Origin of the sequence: Bradyrhizobium sp. PRIMUS42, assembly GCF_023006515.1 — a bacterium.
Classification (GTDB): Bacteria; Pseudomonadota; Alphaproteobacteria; order Rhizobiales; family Xanthobacteraceae; genus Bradyrhizobium.
Genome location: NZ_JALBGZ010000053.1, coordinates 1 through 17,607, shown reverse-complemented (window position 1 = coordinate 17,607; position 17,607 = coordinate 1). Strand labels below are relative to the sequence as shown.

General features: G+C 60.8%; 19 protein-coding genes and 5 pseudogenes. 6 read left to right on the top strand and 18 right to left on the bottom strand.

Translation table 11 applies throughout. The features are described 5' to 3' along the window. Positions 1 to 308: pseudogene (locus tag MOV75_RS07750) on the top strand (MFS transporter); the annotation flags it as partial. Positions 309 to 511: 203 nt separating this feature from the next. Here the strand turns inward: MOV75_RS07750 and MOV75_RS07745 are convergent. The 3 genes from MOV75_RS07745 to MOV75_RS07735 form a co-directional block, all read right to left on the bottom strand. After that, complete coding sequence (locus MOV75_RS07745) at positions 512 to 721, bottom strand: cold-shock protein (RefSeq protein WP_008141931.1); 210 nt, start codon at positions 719 to 721, stop codon at positions 512 to 514. Positions 722 to 985: 264 nt separating this feature from the next. After that, positions 986 to 1,318: a DHCW motif cupin fold protein gene (locus tag MOV75_RS07740; RefSeq protein ID WP_246921915.1), complete on the bottom strand. Its 333-nt coding sequence runs from the start codon at positions 1,316 to 1,318 to the stop codon at positions 986 to 988. A 259-nt stretch (positions 1,319 to 1,577) separates the two neighbouring features. Further along, positions 1,578 to 1,949 carry a nuclear transport factor 2 family protein gene (locus tag MOV75_RS07735; protein WP_246921913.1) on the bottom strand — a complete coding sequence of 124 codons (372 nt, stop codon included), beginning with the start codon at positions 1,947 to 1,949 and terminating at the stop codon, positions 1,578 to 1,580. A gap of 150 nt (positions 1,950 to 2,099) precedes the next feature. Here MOV75_RS07735 and guaA point away from each other — a divergent pair, with 150 nt between their 5' ends. Continuing rightward, positions 2,100 to 3,698 carry a glutamine-hydrolyzing GMP synthase gene (gene guaA, locus MOV75_RS07730; RefSeq protein ID WP_246921911.1) on the top strand — a complete coding sequence of 533 codons (1,599 nt, stop codon included), beginning with the start codon at positions 2,100 to 2,102 and terminating at the stop codon, positions 3,696 to 3,698. A 192-nt stretch (positions 3,699 to 3,890) separates the two neighbouring features. Here guaA and MOV75_RS07725 read toward each other — a convergent pair whose 3' ends face one another. The 5 genes and pseudogenes from MOV75_RS07725 to MOV75_RS07705 all read right to left on the bottom strand — a co-directional run bounded on the left by MOV75_RS07725 (position 3,891) and on the right by MOV75_RS07705 (position 8,200). Continuing rightward, positions 3,891 to 4,877: an MDR family oxidoreductase gene (locus MOV75_RS07725; protein WP_247005309.1), complete on the bottom strand. Its 987-nt coding sequence runs from the start codon at positions 4,875 to 4,877 to the stop codon at positions 3,891 to 3,893. Positions 4,878 to 4,906: 29 nt separating this feature from the next. Further along, positions 4,907 to 5,908, bottom strand: a complete 1,002-nt coding sequence (locus tag MOV75_RS07720; RefSeq protein ID WP_246921907.1) for an NADP-dependent oxidoreductase — start codon at positions 5,906 to 5,908, stop codon at positions 4,907 to 4,909. Between the two features lie 38 nt (positions 5,909 to 5,946). After that, a pseudogene (locus MOV75_RS07715) lies at positions 5,947 to 6,099 on the bottom strand (short-chain dehydrogenase/reductase); the annotation flags it as partial. 29 nt (positions 6,100 to 6,128) lie between these two features. Then, on the bottom strand, positions 6,129 to 6,959 hold the full coding sequence (locus tag MOV75_RS07710; RefSeq protein WP_246921905.1) for an enoyl-CoA hydratase/isomerase family protein: 831 nt from the start codon (positions 6,957 to 6,959) through the stop codon (positions 6,129 to 6,131). A 392-nt stretch (positions 6,960 to 7,351) separates the two neighbouring features. Continuing rightward, positions 7,352 to 8,200, bottom strand: coding sequence for an alpha/beta fold hydrolase (locus MOV75_RS07705; protein ID WP_246921903.1), 849 nt, complete (start codon positions 8,198 to 8,200; stop codon positions 7,352 to 7,354). Between the two features lie 112 nt (positions 8,201 to 8,312). On the opposite strand from MOV75_RS07705, the gene MOV75_RS07700 reads away from it, so the two are divergent. Continuing rightward, positions 8,313 to 8,894 carry a TetR/AcrR family transcriptional regulator gene (locus MOV75_RS07700; RefSeq protein ID WP_246921902.1) on the top strand — a complete coding sequence of 194 codons (582 nt, stop codon included), beginning with the start codon at positions 8,313 to 8,315 and terminating at the stop codon, positions 8,892 to 8,894. A gap of 46 nt (positions 8,895 to 8,940) precedes the next feature. On the opposite strand, the pseudogene MOV75_RS07695 reads toward MOV75_RS07700, so the two are convergent. The 3 genes and pseudogenes from MOV75_RS07695 to MOV75_RS07685 form a co-directional block, all read right to left on the bottom strand. Continuing rightward, positions 8,941 to 9,303, bottom strand: a pseudogene (locus MOV75_RS07695) (zinc-binding dehydrogenase); the annotation flags it as partial. Positions 9,304 to 9,433: 130 nt separating this feature from the next. After that, positions 9,434 to 10,186: an SDR family oxidoreductase gene (locus tag MOV75_RS07690; protein ID WP_246921900.1), complete on the bottom strand. Its 753-nt coding sequence runs from the start codon at positions 10,184 to 10,186 to the stop codon at positions 9,434 to 9,436. A gap of 385 nt (positions 10,187 to 10,571) precedes the next feature. Next, entirely contained in the window at positions 10,572 to 11,246 is a 675-nt protein-coding gene (locus MOV75_RS07685) for a glutathione S-transferase family protein (RefSeq protein WP_246921898.1), read from the bottom strand. 170 nt (positions 11,247 to 11,416) lie between these two features. Here MOV75_RS07685 and MOV75_RS07680 point away from each other — a divergent pair, with 170 nt between their 5' ends. Beyond that, positions 11,417 to 12,316: an AraC family transcriptional regulator gene (locus MOV75_RS07680; RefSeq protein WP_246921896.1), complete on the top strand. Its 900-nt coding sequence runs from the start codon at positions 11,417 to 11,419 to the stop codon at positions 12,314 to 12,316. Positions 12,317 to 12,400: 84 nt separating this feature from the next. Here MOV75_RS07680 and MOV75_RS07675 read toward each other — a convergent pair whose 3' ends face one another. Then, on the bottom strand, positions 12,401 to 12,619 hold the full coding sequence (locus tag MOV75_RS07675; protein ID WP_246921894.1) for a DUF2274 domain-containing protein: 219 nt from the start codon (positions 12,617 to 12,619) through the stop codon (positions 12,401 to 12,403). Continuing rightward, positions 12,585 to 12,824, bottom strand: a pseudogene (locus MOV75_RS07670) (TrbI/VirB10 family protein); the annotation flags it as partial. The pseudogene MOV75_RS07670 and the gene MOV75_RS07675, both read right to left, overlap by 35 nt. A gap of 77 nt (positions 12,825 to 12,901) precedes the next feature. Here MOV75_RS07670 and MOV75_RS07665 point away from each other — a divergent pair. Continuing rightward, positions 12,902 to 13,288 (top strand): annotated as a pseudogene (locus MOV75_RS07665) (GMP synthase (glutamine-hydrolyzing)); the annotation flags it as partial. A gap of 168 nt (positions 13,289 to 13,456) precedes the next feature. Here MOV75_RS07665 and MOV75_RS07660 read toward each other — a convergent pair. From MOV75_RS07660 to MOV75_RS07640, 5 genes are all read right to left on the bottom strand, one after another. Further along, entirely contained in the window at positions 13,457 to 13,987 is a 531-nt protein-coding gene (locus MOV75_RS07660; protein WP_247005308.1) for a DUF4303 domain-containing protein, read from the bottom strand. A gap of 258 nt (positions 13,988 to 14,245) precedes the next feature. Then, positions 14,246 to 15,076, bottom strand: coding sequence for an SEL1-like repeat protein (locus tag MOV75_RS07655; RefSeq protein WP_247005307.1), 831 nt, complete (start codon positions 15,074 to 15,076; stop codon positions 14,246 to 14,248). An 89-nt stretch (positions 15,077 to 15,165) separates the two neighbouring features. Further along, positions 15,166 to 15,687 (bottom strand): DUF4303 domain-containing protein, encoded by a 522-nt coding sequence (locus tag MOV75_RS07650; protein ID WP_247005306.1) that lies wholly within the window; start codon positions 15,685 to 15,687, stop codon positions 15,166 to 15,168. A gap of 189 nt (positions 15,688 to 15,876) precedes the next feature. Beyond that, positions 15,877 to 16,539, bottom strand: coding sequence for a hypothetical protein (locus MOV75_RS07645; RefSeq protein ID WP_246921885.1), 663 nt, complete (start codon positions 16,537 to 16,539; stop codon positions 15,877 to 15,879). A gap of 96 nt (positions 16,540 to 16,635) precedes the next feature. Beyond that, positions 16,636 to 16,983 (bottom strand): hypothetical protein, encoded by a 348-nt coding sequence (locus tag MOV75_RS07640; RefSeq protein ID WP_246921883.1) that lies wholly within the window; start codon positions 16,981 to 16,983, stop codon positions 16,636 to 16,638. Between the two features lie 440 nt (positions 16,984 to 17,423). Here MOV75_RS07640 and MOV75_RS07635 point away from each other — a divergent pair. Beyond that, on the top strand, positions 17,424 to 17,607 hold a 184-nt coding region (locus MOV75_RS07635), incomplete at its 3' end, for a hypothetical protein (RefSeq protein ID WP_247005305.1).

The following is a 17,607-nucleotide window of genomic DNA, read 5'->3' as shown; positions in this document are numbered from 1 at the left end:
TGGAGATCCGCCTGCGCGACCAGGCCGAGGTGCTGGAGCGGGCGGTGCCGCTGGTGAAGGCGGGCGGCCGCATCGCCTACATCACCTGCTCGGTGCTATCAGAAGAGAACGGCGAGCAGGTGAGGGCATTCGTCGGCCGCCACCCCGAGTTTTCGGTGGCGCCGCCCGAGCAGACCGCGAGCGTTCTCTGGGACAAGGCGGAGGCGTTTGGCGAGGCCGCGCTGCAGTCCGACGAGGGCTGGCTGTTGACGCCGCGGCGCACGGGAACCGACGGGTTTTTCGTCTCGGTGCTGAGGAAGGTCTCGTAGGGTGGCAAAGGCGCGAAGCGCCGTGCCCACGATATGCTTGTTGTCGAGAGGTGGTGGGCACGGGGCGAAGAGCGCGCCTTTGCCCACCCTACGGCACCTCGTCTGGTTCCTCCAAAAACAAAAGCCCCGCGAACCGAAGTTCGCGGGGCTTTCTTTTTCTAACGTTCTGCCGGTACGTCCGTGGTCAGAACGCTGCGCGGGCGTTAGCCGACGCGGAGATTGTCAGCCGACGACTTGCCGCTGCGACGATCGGCGACGATGTCGAACGAGACCTTCTGACCCTCGTTGAGGGAGGAGAGGCCAGCGCGCTCGACGGCGCTGATGTGCACGAACACGTCCTTCTGGCCGTCGTCCGGCTGGATGAAACCATAACCCTTTTGGGTGTTGAACCACTTCACGGTGCCCATAGCCATGGGAATTTCCTTCAGTTAGTTAGAGAGTACGCACGTGGACCGGTACGCAGCATTGCGCCCATAGCCCTGTTCAGTCGATGTTTGGAGAAGTCATCTGAAGCGTGCGCGCCCGTCAGCAACGAAGCGAAGCGGCCCAGTCGTTCGGCCAAGTATCGATGATCACAATATAGCGAGAATTTGGGGCCAGTTCAAGGCACCACCCGTGGCCCGGGACCTCGCGCGACTTTTCTATTTTGCGGTGCAAAGTAACCGCCCGGGCGCATGTCAGTCCACGATGAAGAGCGTGGCGCCGGTCGCGGTCGAGGACCGGTGCGCGGGGTCGCCGAAATCCGAGACCTGGTAGCTCATGCCCGCCGTGAGCTTGAATTTGCGCCCGTCGCGCAGCTCGCTGTCGAGCTCGCCCTTCAGCACGTAGAGCACGTGGCCGCGATCGCACCAATGGTCGGCCCGGTAGCCCGGCGAATACTCCACCATCCGTACCCGGAGATCACCGATATTGAGCGTGCGCCAAAACGCCTGCCCGCTCTCGCCAGGATGCGTGGTCGCCTCGACCTTGCTCCAGTCGGTGACGGTGAAGGGGGAAGCGGGGAGTTTCATGGGGCGTCCTGTGTCAGACTCGGCAGTGTTTTTGTTAGCGCATGCTTGAGCCGCGGTCTCCGTCACTGGAGGCCGCGCACCCATGTCGGACCGTCATCCTGATGTGCTCGTCCTGCACCGCAGGACGAGCCTCGAAGGACGACAGCCCGGCTGCATCTCGGCCGTGCATCCTTCGAGGCTCGCCCTGCGTCGCTGCGCGCCGCAGAGCTCGCGCCTCAGGATGACGGAACAATGGGGGCGCTGAGCAAGGGGCGGAAAATCACCCCGCCAAATGATTGGCCGAGCCTTGCACGATCAGCCCCGCATCGTTCACCCGCAGATACTCGCAGATCTTCTTGCCCCGCTCGTTCGCGTAGAACACCACGACGCTGTCGGGGCTGACGAACAGATCGACCAGTGAGAAATGCAGCTCCGGCAACAGCCCAAGCGCCTTGCCCCAATAAGCGCGAAGTGCGTCCTTGCCGCGCACGGTGCCGCTGGCATCGAACCCCAGGATCGGGATGCGATCGGAGGTCATCACGGCGGCCTCGTCATAGAGGGCGAGCACGCGCTCGAGGTCGCGCGAATTCCAGGCCTCGACCCAGGTCCGGCCGAGCGCGGCGAGCGTTGATGGCTGGTTGTGCTGCGGCATGACGTTCTCCCTGATCGACCCCTGTTTGAGCAGTGGGGCATATTAGGTCAATAATACTTACCTATATCGGTTTGTCCATGCCCAAAGAAGAATGTGGGCGCGCGCCCCCGCGCGGTTGCGGCGCGCGCGCTGCCAGCGTATTTGCTGGCCATGACAGCAGCACAGAACGACCGCTCCGCGTCGACGCCCTCGGTGGCCTCGGCGCACGACAAGATTCTCATCGTCGACTTCGGCAGCCAGGTGACGCAGCTGATCGCGCGTCGGGTGCGCGAGGACGGGGTCTATTGCGAGATCGTCCCGTTCAACAAGGCCGAAGCCGCTTTCGACGAGATGAAGCCGAAAGCGGTGATCCTCTCCGGCGGCCCCGAGTCGGTCCATGAGGCCGGCTCGCCGCGCGCCCCCCAGGCGATCTTCGATTCCGGCGTGCCCGTGATGGGCATCTGCTACGGCCAGATGACCATGGCGGCCCAACTCGGCGGCGAGGTCGAGGGCGGCCATCACCGCGAATTCGGCCGTGCCGATGTCGAGGTCAAGGCGCCGAGCAAGCTGTTCGAGGACGTCTGGTCGCCGGGCGGCAAGAACCAGGTCTGGATGAGCCATGGCGACCGCATCACGAAGATGCCGCCGGGCTTCTCCGTCGCCGGCACCTCGCCGAACGCGCCGTTCGCGATCATCCAGGACGAGAAGCGCAAGTACTACGGCCTGATGTTCCACCCCGAAGTGGTGCACACGCCCGACGGTGCCAAACTGATCCGCAACTTCGTCCGCAAGATCGCAGGCCTGTCCGGCGACTGGACCATGCGCGCCTTCCGCGAGGAGGAGATCGCCAAGATCCGCGCCCAGGTCGGCAAGGGCAAGGTGCTGTGCGGCCTGTCCGGCGGCGTCGATTCCGCCGTCGCGGCCGTGCTGATCCACGAAGCCATCGGCGACCAGCTCACCTGCGTCTTCGTCGATCACGGCATGCTGCGCCTCGACGAAGCCAAGACCGTGGTCGATCTGTTCCGCCACCACTACAACATCCCGCTCGTGCACGTGGATGCCTCCAAGCAGTTTCTCGGCGAGCTCGAAGGCGTCACCGACCCCGAGACCAAGCGCAAGACCATCGGTCGCCTCTTCATCGAGGTGTTTGAGGCGGAGGCCAAGAAGATCGGCGGCGCCGATTTCCTCGCGCAAGGCACGCTCTATCCTGACGTGATCGAGAGCGTCTCCTTCACCGGCGGCCCCTCGGTGACGATCAAGTCGCACCACAATGTCGGCGGTCTCCCCGAACGCATGAACATGAAGCTCGTCGAGCCCCTGCGCGAGCTGTTCAAGGACGAGGTCCGCAAGCTCGGCTACGAGCTCGGCCTGCCCGAAATCTTCGTCGGCCGCCACCCGTTCCCGGGCCCGGGCCTCGCCATCCGCTGCCCCGGCGACATCACCCGCGACAAGCTCGACATCCTGCGCAAGGCCGACGCCGTCTACATCGACCAGATCCGCAAGCACGGCCTCTACGACGAGATCTGGCAGGCCTTTGCCGTGCTGCTTCCCGTGAAGACGGTGGGCGTCATGGGCGACGGCCGCACCTATGACTACGTGGTCGGCCTGCGCGCCGTCACATCAACGGACGGCATGACCGCGGACTTCTACCAGTTCGACATGAAATTCCTGGGCGAGACGGCGACGCGCATCATCAACGAGGTGAAGGGCGTGAATAGGGTGGTGTACGACGTGACGAGCAAGCCGCCTGGGACGATTGAGTGGGAATGATTTTTGCCCATCCGAGGGTACAACACAGGCTTATCAGGACTACGTGCAGCAATCGCCACTTTCATACCATTGGCGGCGAAAAGGCGGGCGCAACTCGCGTTTATGCCGGGGCCCCCACCAGCGATCAGCGCAACATCGCCTGTTCTCGGGTTTGTGTTCGGATCAGATTGAGCCATGCTAGCTTCCTCGCGTTCAGGAATTCACATCAACCACGGTGCGGCCCTGAACCTTGCCCGCAAACATTCCGGCGGCGACCTGCTGAACGTCTGCAAGTCCGATCGTTGTGATCGTGCGCTGCAACTTCGCCAGATCGAGTTCATGGCCCAGCCTCGACCAGGCAATCTCACGAACCGATTGCGGTGTGTTCACCGAATCAATTCCGGCCAGTGTGACGTTACGGAGGATGTAGGGTAGAACAGTCTGGGCCAGGTCGGTGCCTTGAGCCAGACCGCAGGCGCTCACCACGCCGCGATACTGGGTTTGGGCGATGACGTTTGCGAGCGTGTGGCTGCCTACAGAGTCTACGGCGCCGGCCCACCGTTCACATGCGATTGGCGCGCCGGGTTCTGAGAGCGCGGCGCGATCGATGATTTCGGCGGCACCCAGCCCGCGCAGATAATCGGCTTCGTTGGGACGCCCGGTCGATGCGATGACGCGGTAGCCGAGGTCGGAGAGGATCGCGATCGCGATCGAGCCCACACCGCCATTTGCCCCAGTTACCAGAATATCGCCGCGCGACGGGTTGATGCCTCCATGTTCGAGAGCCATGATGCAAAGCATCGCGGTATAACCTGCGGTTCCGATGGCCATTGCGTCGCGCGTCGAGAATCGTTCGGGAATCTTGATCAACCATTCAGCGCCAACCCGTGCGCGCTGGGCGTAGCCGCCATGATGGGTTTGGCTGAGCCCCCACCCATTCACCAGCACGCGTTCTCCAACGGCAAAGCCAGAGTTCGAAGATTGGCGCACCGTTCCCGCAAGATCGATGCCCGGCACAAGGGGAAATGTCTGGATCACGCCCGCTTTGCCCGACAGCGCCAACGCATCCTTATAATTGACGGTGGAATAATCGACGTCGATGGTCACGTCGCCGGGCATCAGATCTTCGTCGTTTAATTCGACCAGATTGACGGATATCTCTTTGTCCGGGCGCGTCGCCAGAAGTGCTTTGAATGTCATGGCTGCTGTTTTCCTTGTTGCGGTGCCGATCATTTGATCTTGATTACGACCTTGCCTTTGGCCCGACCGGTTTCGACATAAGCAAGCGCCTCGTTCGTTTCCGCGAAGGGAAACACCCGGTCCACGACCGTGCGCAGGCTCCCCGCCTCAATAAGCTCGGCGATCTTGGTGAGCTGTGCACCATCGGCGTGCATGAACAGGAAGGAATAATCGACGCCCTGCTTGCGAGCCAGCCGTCTGGCTTTCATGCTCAGCAGCCGCATCACTTGCTGGACTCCCCAGTTGAGGCCGAGCGATTTGGCGAAAGCCGGGTCAGGTGCCGCCGAAATTGAAGCAGCCTTGCCGCCGCGCTTCAGGATACCGATCGCCTTCTGCAGTGACGCGGCATCCTGGCTATGAAGAGCGAAATCATAGCCTTGCAGTACGCGGGCAAAGTCTTGCTGGCGATAGTCGATGACCGTGTCCGCGCCCAATTCCTTGACCAGCTTGGCGCTGCTTGCGCCAGCGGTGGTTGCCACGAATGCGCCCGCATGTTTAGCCAGTTGGATGGCGAAGATGCCCACGCCGCCGGAGCCGGCCTGAACGAAGACCTTTTGACCCTTCTTGATCTTCGCTCGATCGAACAGGGCCTGCCAGGCGGTAAGTGCAACCAGCGGAACCGAGGCTGCTTCTTCCATCGACATGCTCTTTGGTTTGAAGGCCAAGTCGGCTTCGTCGAGGGCGATAAATTCTGCAAAGGTGCCAAGCTTTTCCAGGCTCGGGCGAGCAAAGACCTCGTCACCCGGTTTGAACGCTTTTACGCGAGAGCCGACCTTTACAACAACGCCTGCGAGGTCACTCCCGAGCGGGACAGGCAGCTTTGCCGGGAGGACCATTTTGAACTCCCCGTAGCGAATCTTGTTGTCGACGGGATTGACCCCGGCAGCATGGATTTCCACAAGCACGTCCGTGTCTTTGAGAACGGGTTGGGGCATATCGCCGAGGCGAAGCGGGTTTTTCTTGCCGTAGCGATCCAGAATAAATGCTTTCATGAGATTTGTTTCCGTTTTGGCTAAAGTTGAAATGGCGATCAGACCGGGAGACCCATCTGCTTACGCAGACTCTTGTCGAACATTCTGGACCGGACGAGCCGGCGCAACAGGCTGATCTGCCTGGCGGCCTTGCCGGCGGGATAACGCAATCGCGGTGCGGCATCGCTGGCTGCGCGCACAATGGTCTGTGCGCCAGCGCCTCCTTGGTCGGTTCGATGAGTTAGCGCGGTCTGTTCACGTCGGCGAGAAAATCGCCCAACCGCATCTCGACCTCCATGCCGTGCTCTGCGAGGAGAGCACCGAGCGCGCCCGCGCGCTCGGCAAAACCGGGGTGCGTCAGCGTTCCCATAAACTCGCGGAACGCGGTGATCAGGTCGGCATCAGGCGGCAGCGTTGCTCGATTGATCATCGACTTCGCGACGGCCAAGGCCTGACGGTCGAACGACGCGAGCCGACCGACCATCGAGTCAACAAAACCATCGAGTTCGGAATCGGGCAGCGCGCGCGTTACCCAGCCCCAACGCTCCGCGGTCACCGCATCATAATCAGCACTACTCAAGATCGCTTCAAACGCCCGGTCGCGCCCGATCATGCGTGGCAGACGCTCCGCGCCGCCGCCGCCGGGGACAATGCCGATGCCGACCTCAGGTTGGCCAAATGACGCGTTCTCCAAGCTGGCGTAGCGAAGGTCGCAGGAGAGCGCCAGCTCGTTGCCACCACCGCGGGCGCGCCCACGGATTACCGCGATGCTGACGAATGGCGCCTTGCTGAGCCGGAGCACCATGTCTGTCCACGCGACCGCTTCCCGGGGATCGGCCGGCAGGTTTAAGTCACCTGCGGTGGCAACGTCGAAATGGTTGAAGAAGAAATCCGCACTGTCAGTCTGGAACACGACGACCTGGATTGCCGAGTCCTGCTCGAGATCCATGATAATCGTACGCAAACCATCGATCGTGGGTGGGGTCAGCAGATTGGCGGGCGGGTTGGCAAATGTGATCCGGGCGACGGTCGGCGTTGGGCGTTCCAGCCGTAGAGTCTGTGGTAAGTTCATCTTGGGCTTCCTTCCCAGAAGCGTTGAAATCGGACCAGTGCAGCGTTCGGATGTCGATGCTGTTAAGCGTTGTGGACGGCAAAGCCAGTGTTGCCAGGCTAATGCTCTTCGCGCGGTGTTATCTTCGGAATGGGTAGTCGCCGTAATTCTGCTAGCGGTATCGTGCCGCCTTGGCATGGAGGGCGTCGGTTGCTTTGCCCTCGCTGGCGCCCCCCTTTGCCGTGCAGACGCCTGCGAGTTCTGATAGCCCCGGCCATGGCGGGAGATCTGCGTCGCTCCGGAGACGATGAGGCCTGCGGTTGCGCGCGAGTGGAGACACGACGATCCTGTTGGAGCAGGCGCACGCGGTCATCTTCGGACTTTCCCCGAACTTGAATCTTGCCCGGCCACGGTCAGCCTTCCTCGAGAAACTGGATCGCATGCCCAAGGAAGCGCTCCGGACACTGAAACTGCGCTCCGTGACCGGCGTCGGGATACAGGATGAGTTGAGCGTTGGGGATGACCTGCGCCATGTTGAACGCGTTAACCGTCGGGATCATTACGTCATCGATACCATTGAGAATGAAGGTAGGCTGAGTAATCGCCGACAAATGAGCGAGCGGTGCGGCGGGATCGACGGGAGCAAGCCACGCGAGATTCGCTTCCATCTGAGCCTGCATTGCCTCTGGCGAGCTCGGCGTGTCCTGATCGGCGCGCCGGTGACGACGCTCCCAGAAGTCGCGCCCGGCCTGCACGGCCGCAGGAGAGCGGCCGAAGAACAGGAAAAGGAAGTCGTCGACAACGGGTTCGGGCCGCATCGCGGTCGGGACGACGCGCTCGTCGGTGCCAAAGGTACCGCCTCGCGGACCCGTGCCCAGCAGAAGCAGCTTCCGGACGATTTCCGCGTGGCGCAACGCGACGTCCTGCGCCTGCATACCGCCAATCGAGAAGCGAAGAAGGTCAATCTGCGCCAGACCCAGCGCGCGGACGAAGGCGGCAATGTCGTCGGCCATATCCTCAATCCTATTGCGGGGCGTGCCGGTCGAGGAGGCGATGCCGCGACCATCATAAAGGATGACTTCACGACCTGCGGCGAGGCCGTCAGTCATCAGTGGATCCCAATTGTCCATCCCTCCGCGAAAATGCTGGATCAACAGGAGGGGCGGCTGGCCGCTTTCGGTATTGCCCCAACGCCGGTAGGCAAAACGGTCGCCATCCATGTCAATGAAGCGCGTCGGTGCAGTAACGTGAGTGTCGGCCACATTCTGTTCCTGGTGTTGCGTGGATTTATAATGATATACGTCATCAATAGAGTCAACCCATAATGATGATTGGTATCATTAAAAATGGTGTGGCCGTCGAAAGGACGCGGAAGTGCGGATTACAAGGGAAAAGAAGCAGGAAAATCGCGACAGGATCGTCACTATCGCCTCGGAGATGTTTCGTGAGCGCGGCTTCGATGGCGTAGGCGTGGCCGATCTGATGGAGCGGGCGGGGCTGACCCACGGCGGATTTTACAATCACTTCGCCTCCAAGGACGCGCTGATTGCGGAGGCCTCTGCAAAGGGGTTTGACGATACAGTGGCGAGTTATACGGGCTATGATGCTTCTGACGCTATCGATGCCTATATCTCGCGTGCGCATCGGGATGCGCGCGGACAGGGTTGCACGGCCGCCGCACTGGGCGGCGAAGCGGCCCGACTGCCTGAAGAAGCCAGATCGGTTTTCGGCGATGGTGTTGAAGGGCTTGTCGAGATGTTCGCAAACAGTATTGCAGCAAAGCAACTTTCAGGCGTCGAAGCGCGCGCGCGCGCCATCAGTGTACTAGCGCAAGCAGTCGGTGCGCTCGTATTGTCGCGGGCCTGCCCGGACACCTCGGCTTTGGCGGACGAGATCCTTGACACCTGCCGCGCCGATTGCCGTGCTGCAACTGCGAATGGGGCGCAAAAACAATAGGACCACGATGATGCGTCCCAAATATCTTTGCGGCAGTGCCGAAAATTCAGTCCGCGACGCTGATCACGACCTTGCCCTCACGTCCGGTCTCGACATAGGCCAAGGCGTCCGGTGTCTGGTCAAAGGGGAAGATTTTGTCCACGATCGGACGGATCACGCCAGATTCGATCAGCCTGGCGATTTGTGCCAGTTGTGACCCCTCGGCGTGCATGAACAAGAAAGAATAGGCGATGCCCCGCGCCTTGGCCTTTTTCAAAACACCCCTGCTGAGCATCCCCATCAGGAAGCGGAGGAAGAGGTTCAGGTTCAAAGCTTTGGCAAAGGGCACGTCGGGCGGACCGGAGATCGAGATCAACTTGCCACCCGGCTTCAGCACGTTGAGCGACTTTTCCAGCGTCTTGCGATCCTGATGTTAATATAAGATAGCTTCGTAGGGCGAAGACTTACGGCAATTTGGAAAGCTCCCGGCACCGGGGTCGGCAGGGTCACTGCCCTCCCGTCGGTGCCGGACGTAGCCACTGCAAAAGCAGCCGGCTTGTTTACATGTTCAGCATGCGGCCGCCGTCCACGACGATCTCGCTGCCGACCGTCCAAGCCGAATCGTCAGACGCGAGATAGACCACCGCCTTGGCGACTTCCGCCGCGCTGCCGAAGCGGCCGGCCGGGATCCCTGCGATGATGTCTTTGTTGATCTGCTCGCGATAAGCATCGGGAACGCCGAGCTTGTCGTAGAGCGGTGTGTCGATCGGACCGGGGCTGACCGCGTTGAACCGGATACCGCGCTGCAGGAGTTCGGCGGACAGCGTCTTCGACAGGCTGAGGAAGGCCGCCTTGGTCGCCCCATAGACCGACGAGGTGGCGGCGCCGACATGCGCGCTGATCGAGGTGTTGAGTACGACCGACGCCGGATTGGCGAAGACGGGCAGCAGCGCCTGAATCAGGAAGTACGGTCCCTTCACATTGATCGCGAAGATCCGGTCGAAAACTTCCGGGGTCCACGCTTCGATTGGCTGCCAGATCGAGATGCCGGCGTTGAGGAAGGCGACGTCCAACTGGCCGCAATGCTCCTTCACCGCAGCGGCGAGCGCCTGCTGCTCTTCGACGCTCGCGCTGTCGGCCTTGATGACGGGAACTTCGGAGCCCAGGATCGACTTGGCCTGTGCGATTGTCTCAGGGTTGTTGCCCGTTACGATGACGCGCGCGCCCTCGTTCAGGAACTGTTTGGCGGCTTCGAGGCCGATCCCCGTTGTGCCGCCGGTGATGAGGGTGCGCTTTCCATTAAGTCGCGTCATGTGTATCGCTCTTATGTTTGAATTCATTGCTATGACCCAAAGTGTCGGCCATGGTCGCTCCAAGTCCTGTTGGGTATCTGGTAAATAGGCGCCCCGCAGGCTTCGAGTACGCCGGATCCGCTCAATATCTTGCCCAATTATCTCAATGCGCTCCCGGCAACGACATCACAGGCACTGCTCGTTGATGAAGTGGATCATCGAGCAGCGCAGAATCATCTGGATGAGTTGGTTGCTGCCGGGTCATTGACCGTTCGCGGCCTAGCTAGCGAGACATAGGCAGTCTGCAGCCCCAAGCGTTTCCAGCCGCGGAAGCTGGATCGCGCGCCTTGTCGAGCCTCAGTTCGGCGGTGCCATAGCGCGCCTCCTTAGTATCTTTGATTGAGGGTCAGGCGGCGACTAGCGCGCCATGCTGCCGAAGGTGGTCGCGGAACAGCTCGGGATAGGTGTCGACGACGGCGTTCCTGACGCTCGACCGATCGGCAAGTGCCGCACGCCACGCGTTCACGCGCGGCAGGCCGTCGAAGATCGCGGTCGCTGCCGCTGGGTCGATGATCCCGAAATAGCGGAAGAGCGGAGCATAGACGGCATCGACCATGCCGAAATTGAGGCCGGCAAAATACGGCCCTTGGCCCAGTTCCGCCTCCAGTTTGCGCAGCTTGTCGCGGAACGCGGTGCGCCGAGCGTCAGCGGTTGGAGCGTCCACGGCGTGGAGGAACTGCCAACCGTCGGCCATGGTCTGGGTTGCGAACTCGATCCAAGCGCGGTGCCGAGCGCGGACGAGAGGATCCTCAGGGTACATCGAGGCGCCGTCTTGCGTTTCGTTCAGATATTCGCAGAGCACCATGCTCTCGAAGAGAACCGCATCCTCTCCGTTGGGCTGTCGCACCTTCAACACCGGGACCTTGCCGGTCGGCGATAGCGCCAGAAACCAGTCAGGCTTGGCTGACAGGTCGACGTTTATACGCTCGAACGGCACTCCCTTTTCCAACAGCGTTATCGCGGCGCGCTGGACGAACGGGCAGAGCGGGTGGCTTATGAGGGTTAGGTTCGTGTCGGTCATGGGCTGGCCCTTTGTCGAAATGATCAATCCAGGCGCCGCTGCCGCAGTGCCGGTCCGATATCAGACAAATAGTTCCCGAACGCTCCGCCCGTTCGCCCGATACTCTCAATCTATTGCCCAATTGTCTCAAGGGGCTTTGCTCGGACGGTGAATGGTGTCATAATGAAACCATGACCGATCATCTTCAGCCCCATCTCAACCTTGCCCTGCGCCACGCGCGATCGGGGATGACTGTGACGCCGATCCCCCGTCTCGAGATCGGAGCAGGTCAGACGACGTCCGGCACATCGCCCTGCCTATACCGCTCGATGATTTGCTTCATCTTGCAAGGTTCAAAGGACGTAACTATCCATGACAACCTGCTTCGCTACGGTGCTGAGCAGTATCTGGTCAGCGCTTTGGACTTGCCACTGAGCGGCCAAATCTACGACGCTGGCCATGGCCGACCGTATGTCGCAGTTTCGCTCGTTCTCGATCCTGCATTGCTTGCGCAAATTGCTTCCACCATGCCGCCAATACGCGACACCGACGCACCGGGCAGCGGTATCGCGATCAACCCAATGACGCCCCAAATTCGCGAAACATTGCTACGACTGCTTGCGCTGCTCGACACGCCGAGCGACATCCCCGTCTTGGCTCCAATGGCCGAACGTGAATTGCTCTATCGTCTCTTGCAGGGACCGCAGGGACGCCTGCTGCGTCATATTGCTCAGCCCGAAGGAGCGCTTGGCCGGATCCGGCGTGCGGTTGAGTGGATCCGAGATCACCATAACACTCGGTTGCGGATCGAAGACCTGTGCAATGCAAGTGGCATGAGCCGCGCCAGCTTGCACCGCCACTTTGTCGCACTGACCGGACTCAGCCCGATCCAATATCAGAAACAGATCCGTCTGCAGGAGGCGCGGCAGTTGCTGCTTGCCGGTGACAACAGCGCCTCCGACGTAGCATTTGCGGTTGGCTATGAAAGTGCCTCGCAGTTCAGCCGCGAATATCTCCGCCAGTTTGGAGCACCGCCTGTTCGCGACCTGCGTCGGCTTAGACAGTCGATCGAGAACCCCGCAATTCACTGATCGTTGCGTCGCCGCCAGACCACGTGCGCTGACACCTTGTCGCGCATTCTGCCCGCAATGTGAGCTACCTAGTTTGCGCGTACATCAACTTGAACGCCGCGCCCGGGAAAAGCCCCGATCTGTCGCCATGAAGCGCGGGATCATGGGAACTATCAATTTGGACGGCTCGGACACCCCTTGGCCGGTTTCGTCAGCAAGTGCCTCGGCGTAGGCGACTAGGTCGCGATGGACAGAGGCGGGCAGCTCTAGGGTCACTCTCACCGACTTCTCATCTTGAATTGCGCCGAGCTTCAGCTTGGTCATCTCGCGCTCCGTAGGGTTCGAGGATCAGGTCGCGCGTGACGATCACGCGCACGGGAAAGCCCGGACGGATGGTGAGCGTCGGCGCGATGTTGAGCTGGCGGCGGACGATCTGCTGGCCTGCGTCGTTGATCGTGTCCTGGCCGCCGTTGCGGATCGCCTGGATCAGCCGATCGTTGTCGTTGGTGGCGAGTTCGGCGCCGACTGCTGCCATGGCCGCGCAATGGAGGCGTCCAGCGTTCATTGCGTGCCGGCTTCATGGGGAGGGGGCGAGGTTGCAAACGCTTAGGCCGCCACCCGTTCCCCGGCCCCGACCTAGCGATCCGCTGTCCCGGCGACATCACCAGGGACAAGCTCGACATCCTGCGCAAGGCCGCCGCCGTCTACATCGACCAGATCCGCAAGCACGGCCTCTACGACGAGATCTGGCAGGCCTTTGCCGTGCTGCTCCCGGTGAAGACGGTGGGCGTCATGGGCGACGGCCGCACCTATGATTATGTGGTTGGCCTGCGCGCCGTCACCTCGACCGACGGCATGACCGCCGATTTCTACCAGTTCGACATGAAGTTCCTGGGCGAGATCGCCACGCGCATCATCAACGAGGTGAAGGGCGTGAACCGGGTGGTGTACGACGTGACCAGCAAGCCGCCTGGGACGATTGAGTGGGAATGATTCAGTCCACGCCGGCGACGTTCGCGATCTATCGGGGGTGTTGGAACGTCAGGAACAAGTCGCTGCCATGGCGACGTTCTTGTTGGACACCTCGTTTTCCAATTCGCCGATGACTCTCTCAAGGCCGGGGATGCTCGCCCTTCCAGGCAGGCGCACTGCAAACGCCGCCTAATCCAAGGGACGGCCGAATTCACCGGCAAGCGTTGGCGGATTCAGGCGATTGGCTGACCGCCGCTCGACCGCTTCAGCCTCTTCGCTGTCGGAGATCGTCACGAATAGCGTAACGCCTTCGAGCGCCTGCGCCCGTTCGGCCCGCAGATGGGCGAGCGCATCGATCATCGCGTCAATGAGGTGGTCGAAATAGATGCTGAAATCTCTGTTCGAATTGGCGCCCGCTGCGATGAGGTCGCGATTGATGTCCGCAAAATGGTCGTCCCCAAAAATCTCGTATCGCCACTCGGCGGGGGCCCAGCGTAGATAAGCGGAGTATTGCGGGGTCATGTCCTCAATTTCAGCCTCGGAGGCGCGTTTCTCGGCATACCCCTCCTCGGTATTGGCGCAGAGCCCAACGCTCATGCCATCATCTGCCGTCTGAAGACAGATCGCGTAGAGGCGCTGCCCTTTGAGTAACGAAGTCAACGCGTCAACCGTTGCGATTGTCGCTGTGCGAAGCTTCTCTACTTTTGCGTGCCAGTCCACATGCGCTTCCTTTTGATCATGGCAGAGGCGTCGAGCTGTCCGACAAACAGCGGCGAGCGTCGGCGGATTCAGATGATTGGCCGACCGCTTCAACCTCTTCGCTGCCGGAGATCGTCACGAACAACCTGACCCCTTCTAGCACCTGTGCGCGGGGCCCGTAGATGGGTGAACGCATGGATTATCCCGTCAATGAGGTAGTCGAAAATAGATATCGAAATCTTCGTCCGGATGGACTCGGCCGAGCAGCACTGATCGCGCTCAGAGATCTTCCAGGAGTCGCTTGGCGCGCGCGAAGCCCTGGTCGGCCGATTTCACCAACCAATATCGAGCCTTGACGGGGTCAACAGCAACGCACTGATCTCCGTCCAAATACATTTTACCAAGCTGGTACTGTCCGTGTGGGTTTCCTTCCTCGGCAGGCGCGTAGAGGAAGTCGATCTGCAGGGTCTCGGTGTCGATCCGCCACCGGTCGCGCTTGTTGCTGTGCCAGAGTAGAGCATGGCGATCGTCTTGCCAGACGAGCTTGCCCGCCGCCGTGTCGATCTTACCCAGTCCGATCGACGAGGCGAGGAACGGCGCCCAGCGCGTCTCGCCGTCCTTGGGGGTAGCGGTGAAGCCGAGTTCTAGCTGGCGATCTGTCCGCCATTCGACCCCCAGGGCGCAGGTCCTGCTGGCGTTCCATTTGGGCTTGGTCCAGACGCCGTTGAACCGATAATCGGCTTCCACCACCTGGCGATATACCGCCTCAAGCGCGTCGAGATCCCATCCGCGGTCCGCCCCCAGCTCACGCAAGGCATGGTGCGCCTCGCCGACAAAGCGCGCATGGGGAGACGGCAGGGCGTTGACTTCCGGATGCTCGCCCAACGGGTGTTCGTAGCGCAGCACGTCGATTAGGTCCGTGACCCGGCGCTCTGCGGCTGGGCCGGCAAGAATCACCTTGCCGACGCCGTTGCAGGCGACTTTCCCCTTCTGAATCCGATATTCGTACGCCGTCATCGCTTCGGCGATGCGCGCATGCGCGCCCTCGTCGCCGATCGCGGCATACCCTCCCGAATAATGCGGTTCCATAGCTTGCAAATACTTGCCCATCTTCGATCCTACATCCCCGGCCGCGACCGATCATCGCCGGGTGGAGCGATGCCGGGGTGGCGGTGATCGGCCAAAACTCTGGCCGAAGCTCAACCAAAACGGAGCAAGAAACGGCCGGCAAGATCGGCCGCGTTGATGCGCGAGGCCGAAGCGTTCTCGATCCCTTCGGCGGCGCCGCTGTCCGTCACCGTCACAAAAGCCGTGACATCCGCGAGTCGCTCGCCCAGTGTCTCCTTAACCGTCGCCAGTGCGGTGATCATCGCTTCAATAAGATTGTCGAAGTAACTGTCGAAGTCTGATTTCTCTTGTTGCGCGAGAAGTGCGTTCACCCGTGAAAAGGCAGCCCTGTCCCAGCCTTCTACGACCCATTCGGCCGGCGCCCAACGGTAGTAGATCTCATCCTCCGGTGAATTCGGCTCATCCTCGGCTTCGGCAGCTAAATGCGCCTGATAGCCTTCTTCAGTGTTTGCGGCCATCGAGATGCTGGCGCCGTCATCGGACGTAAATAGAGCCAACGCATATATATGCTCTCGATCATACCGAGAGAATAGACTTTCTACCGCCTTCAGTGAGGATACTTCAATTTCCTCAGAAATGTCTTTCCAATTCACACGCCATCTCCTTAAGGCCATCCAAATGTATCTTTTGCAATCTGCTGCAATTCGCTTTTCATCTGGCGAGTAGCAGCAGTTGGGGAAAGATTTTGCTGCGAAATGCGTGCGTCTGCCGCCTCAGGCCTCGACGCAACGCCTTTGGCATTTGCCACGGTATGCGCGCGGTTGGGAGCCGACATGAGTGCATCAGGCCACTTGCATCAATGTTTGGATGCCGCGATCCCGCTCGTCGAAAAAGACGTAGATCTGCGCCATATCGTGGGCGAGACCTGAGGCGTCGAGCTGTCCGACAAACAGCAGCGGCGCGTCGCCGTGGAACGGCCAGGACGGCGACTGCAGCCACTTTGGCGGCCTCTTAAGGTAGCGGAAGTCCTTGGCGATCTTGTCTCTCGCAAAGGCGAGCTTCTCTCGTTTGCTGCCTAACGTCTCGAAACCCGCGAGAAGCGCCTTGACGTAAGATTCCGGCGGCGAAAGCCAGGCCGGTGAAGCATCCAGAACCAGCTCGTAGTTCTTGTGACTGGACGTATCGATCTCGTGTTCGACGCCGAGCGCTGTCAGCAGCTTCGACAGTGCGTCCCGCAGGTTGAGGTCGGTCGCAGGATCCGAGACGTTCTGATCCATGATGTACAGGAACAGGCTGCTCTTGTTGGTGTAGGGCGGAATGGACGCATCCTGCTCCAGAAACTCCTGCAGCGCCTTGTCGTGCAGGAGCTGTGCGTAGAAGTCGGACAGGGGGACGCGCCCCTCCAGGTACTCGATGATCTTTTCTGCAGGGGTCATTTGCCATTTTATGGATGTCGGTGGGATCGATGTCTGCGTGCGCGAAGCTTCTCTGCTTTTGCGTTCCAATCCACGCGCGCTTCCGATGGGTATCGCCTCGCTCTACCCATCCTACGAGCTCGGCGGACTGCGCATCAATCCGCCTCAAACTCCAAGCCCTTGCGCTTATCGCGGAGCCAACCCTGCGCCGTTTTGAAAAGCCAGCAGCCCGATGCAGAAAATCGCAGCCCCGACCCATAGCACCACCGGGACCAGGTATGGTGACGAAACGATTTCAAGCACGGGAAAAGTCTGTTCTGAAAAGAATCTTCTGTATGCAACCCATCCAGTTGCGACGAGTGGCGTGAAAGCGACGATGAGGTAAAGCGCCCCAAGGGCCCATCCAAGGGCAGTCAAATCCTTGGATCGCGTGGCTTCTCCCGCGAAGCCGAGTGCAGCCAACGAAACGAAGGCGCTCAATGCGCTGGCGAGAATCTCGGCAGCCAGGACGACGATCGAAAGAACTGTATTCATGCTTGGATTCCGTTGAGTGTGGGAGGCCGCAGGCGGATGCTGGCAGGGGCATCCGGCGGTTTAACGCCTCGACCTCGGCGCTGCAACCAGTGATGCGTGTCGCAATCGGCGTGACGTGCCCACGCTATGCTGCCCCGTGCGGCTGTACGGAAAGATAGCCGCCAGCTCAATGCAATCTGATCTCGCGAGCATGAGATATGCACCGCACTTCAAAGCCGAAGGAATCCGGACGCGCCAAGGAATATTCCGCGTGGCGCGCGGGATTTTTCCGGAAGCAGGCGCGACATGCAACTTGTCGCATGCTGGGCTTACAGCACCGGAGTCGCAACTATGTCACAGGCGCGACGAGAGAGCATTGTTTAGACCCATTCAATTTCGTTTCCCCGTCTCCGTGTGCCCATAAGTCAGCAGCTGAGGTAGTTCTCTAACCGGGGATTGGAATGCTGGGTTTGAATGCCGTGAGGCGTGGTTTTCTCGCGACCTGCAGTTTGTTTGTGTTGGATGCAGGCTTTGACGGCAAGAGTTACGCTCAAGCTCAGCTGCCTCCAGTGACCGTTGAAGCTCCGGCGCAGGCCCGCCGCGCGCAAGCCGCGCGAGCTGGAGCCGCAAGCAGCGTGCGGCGAC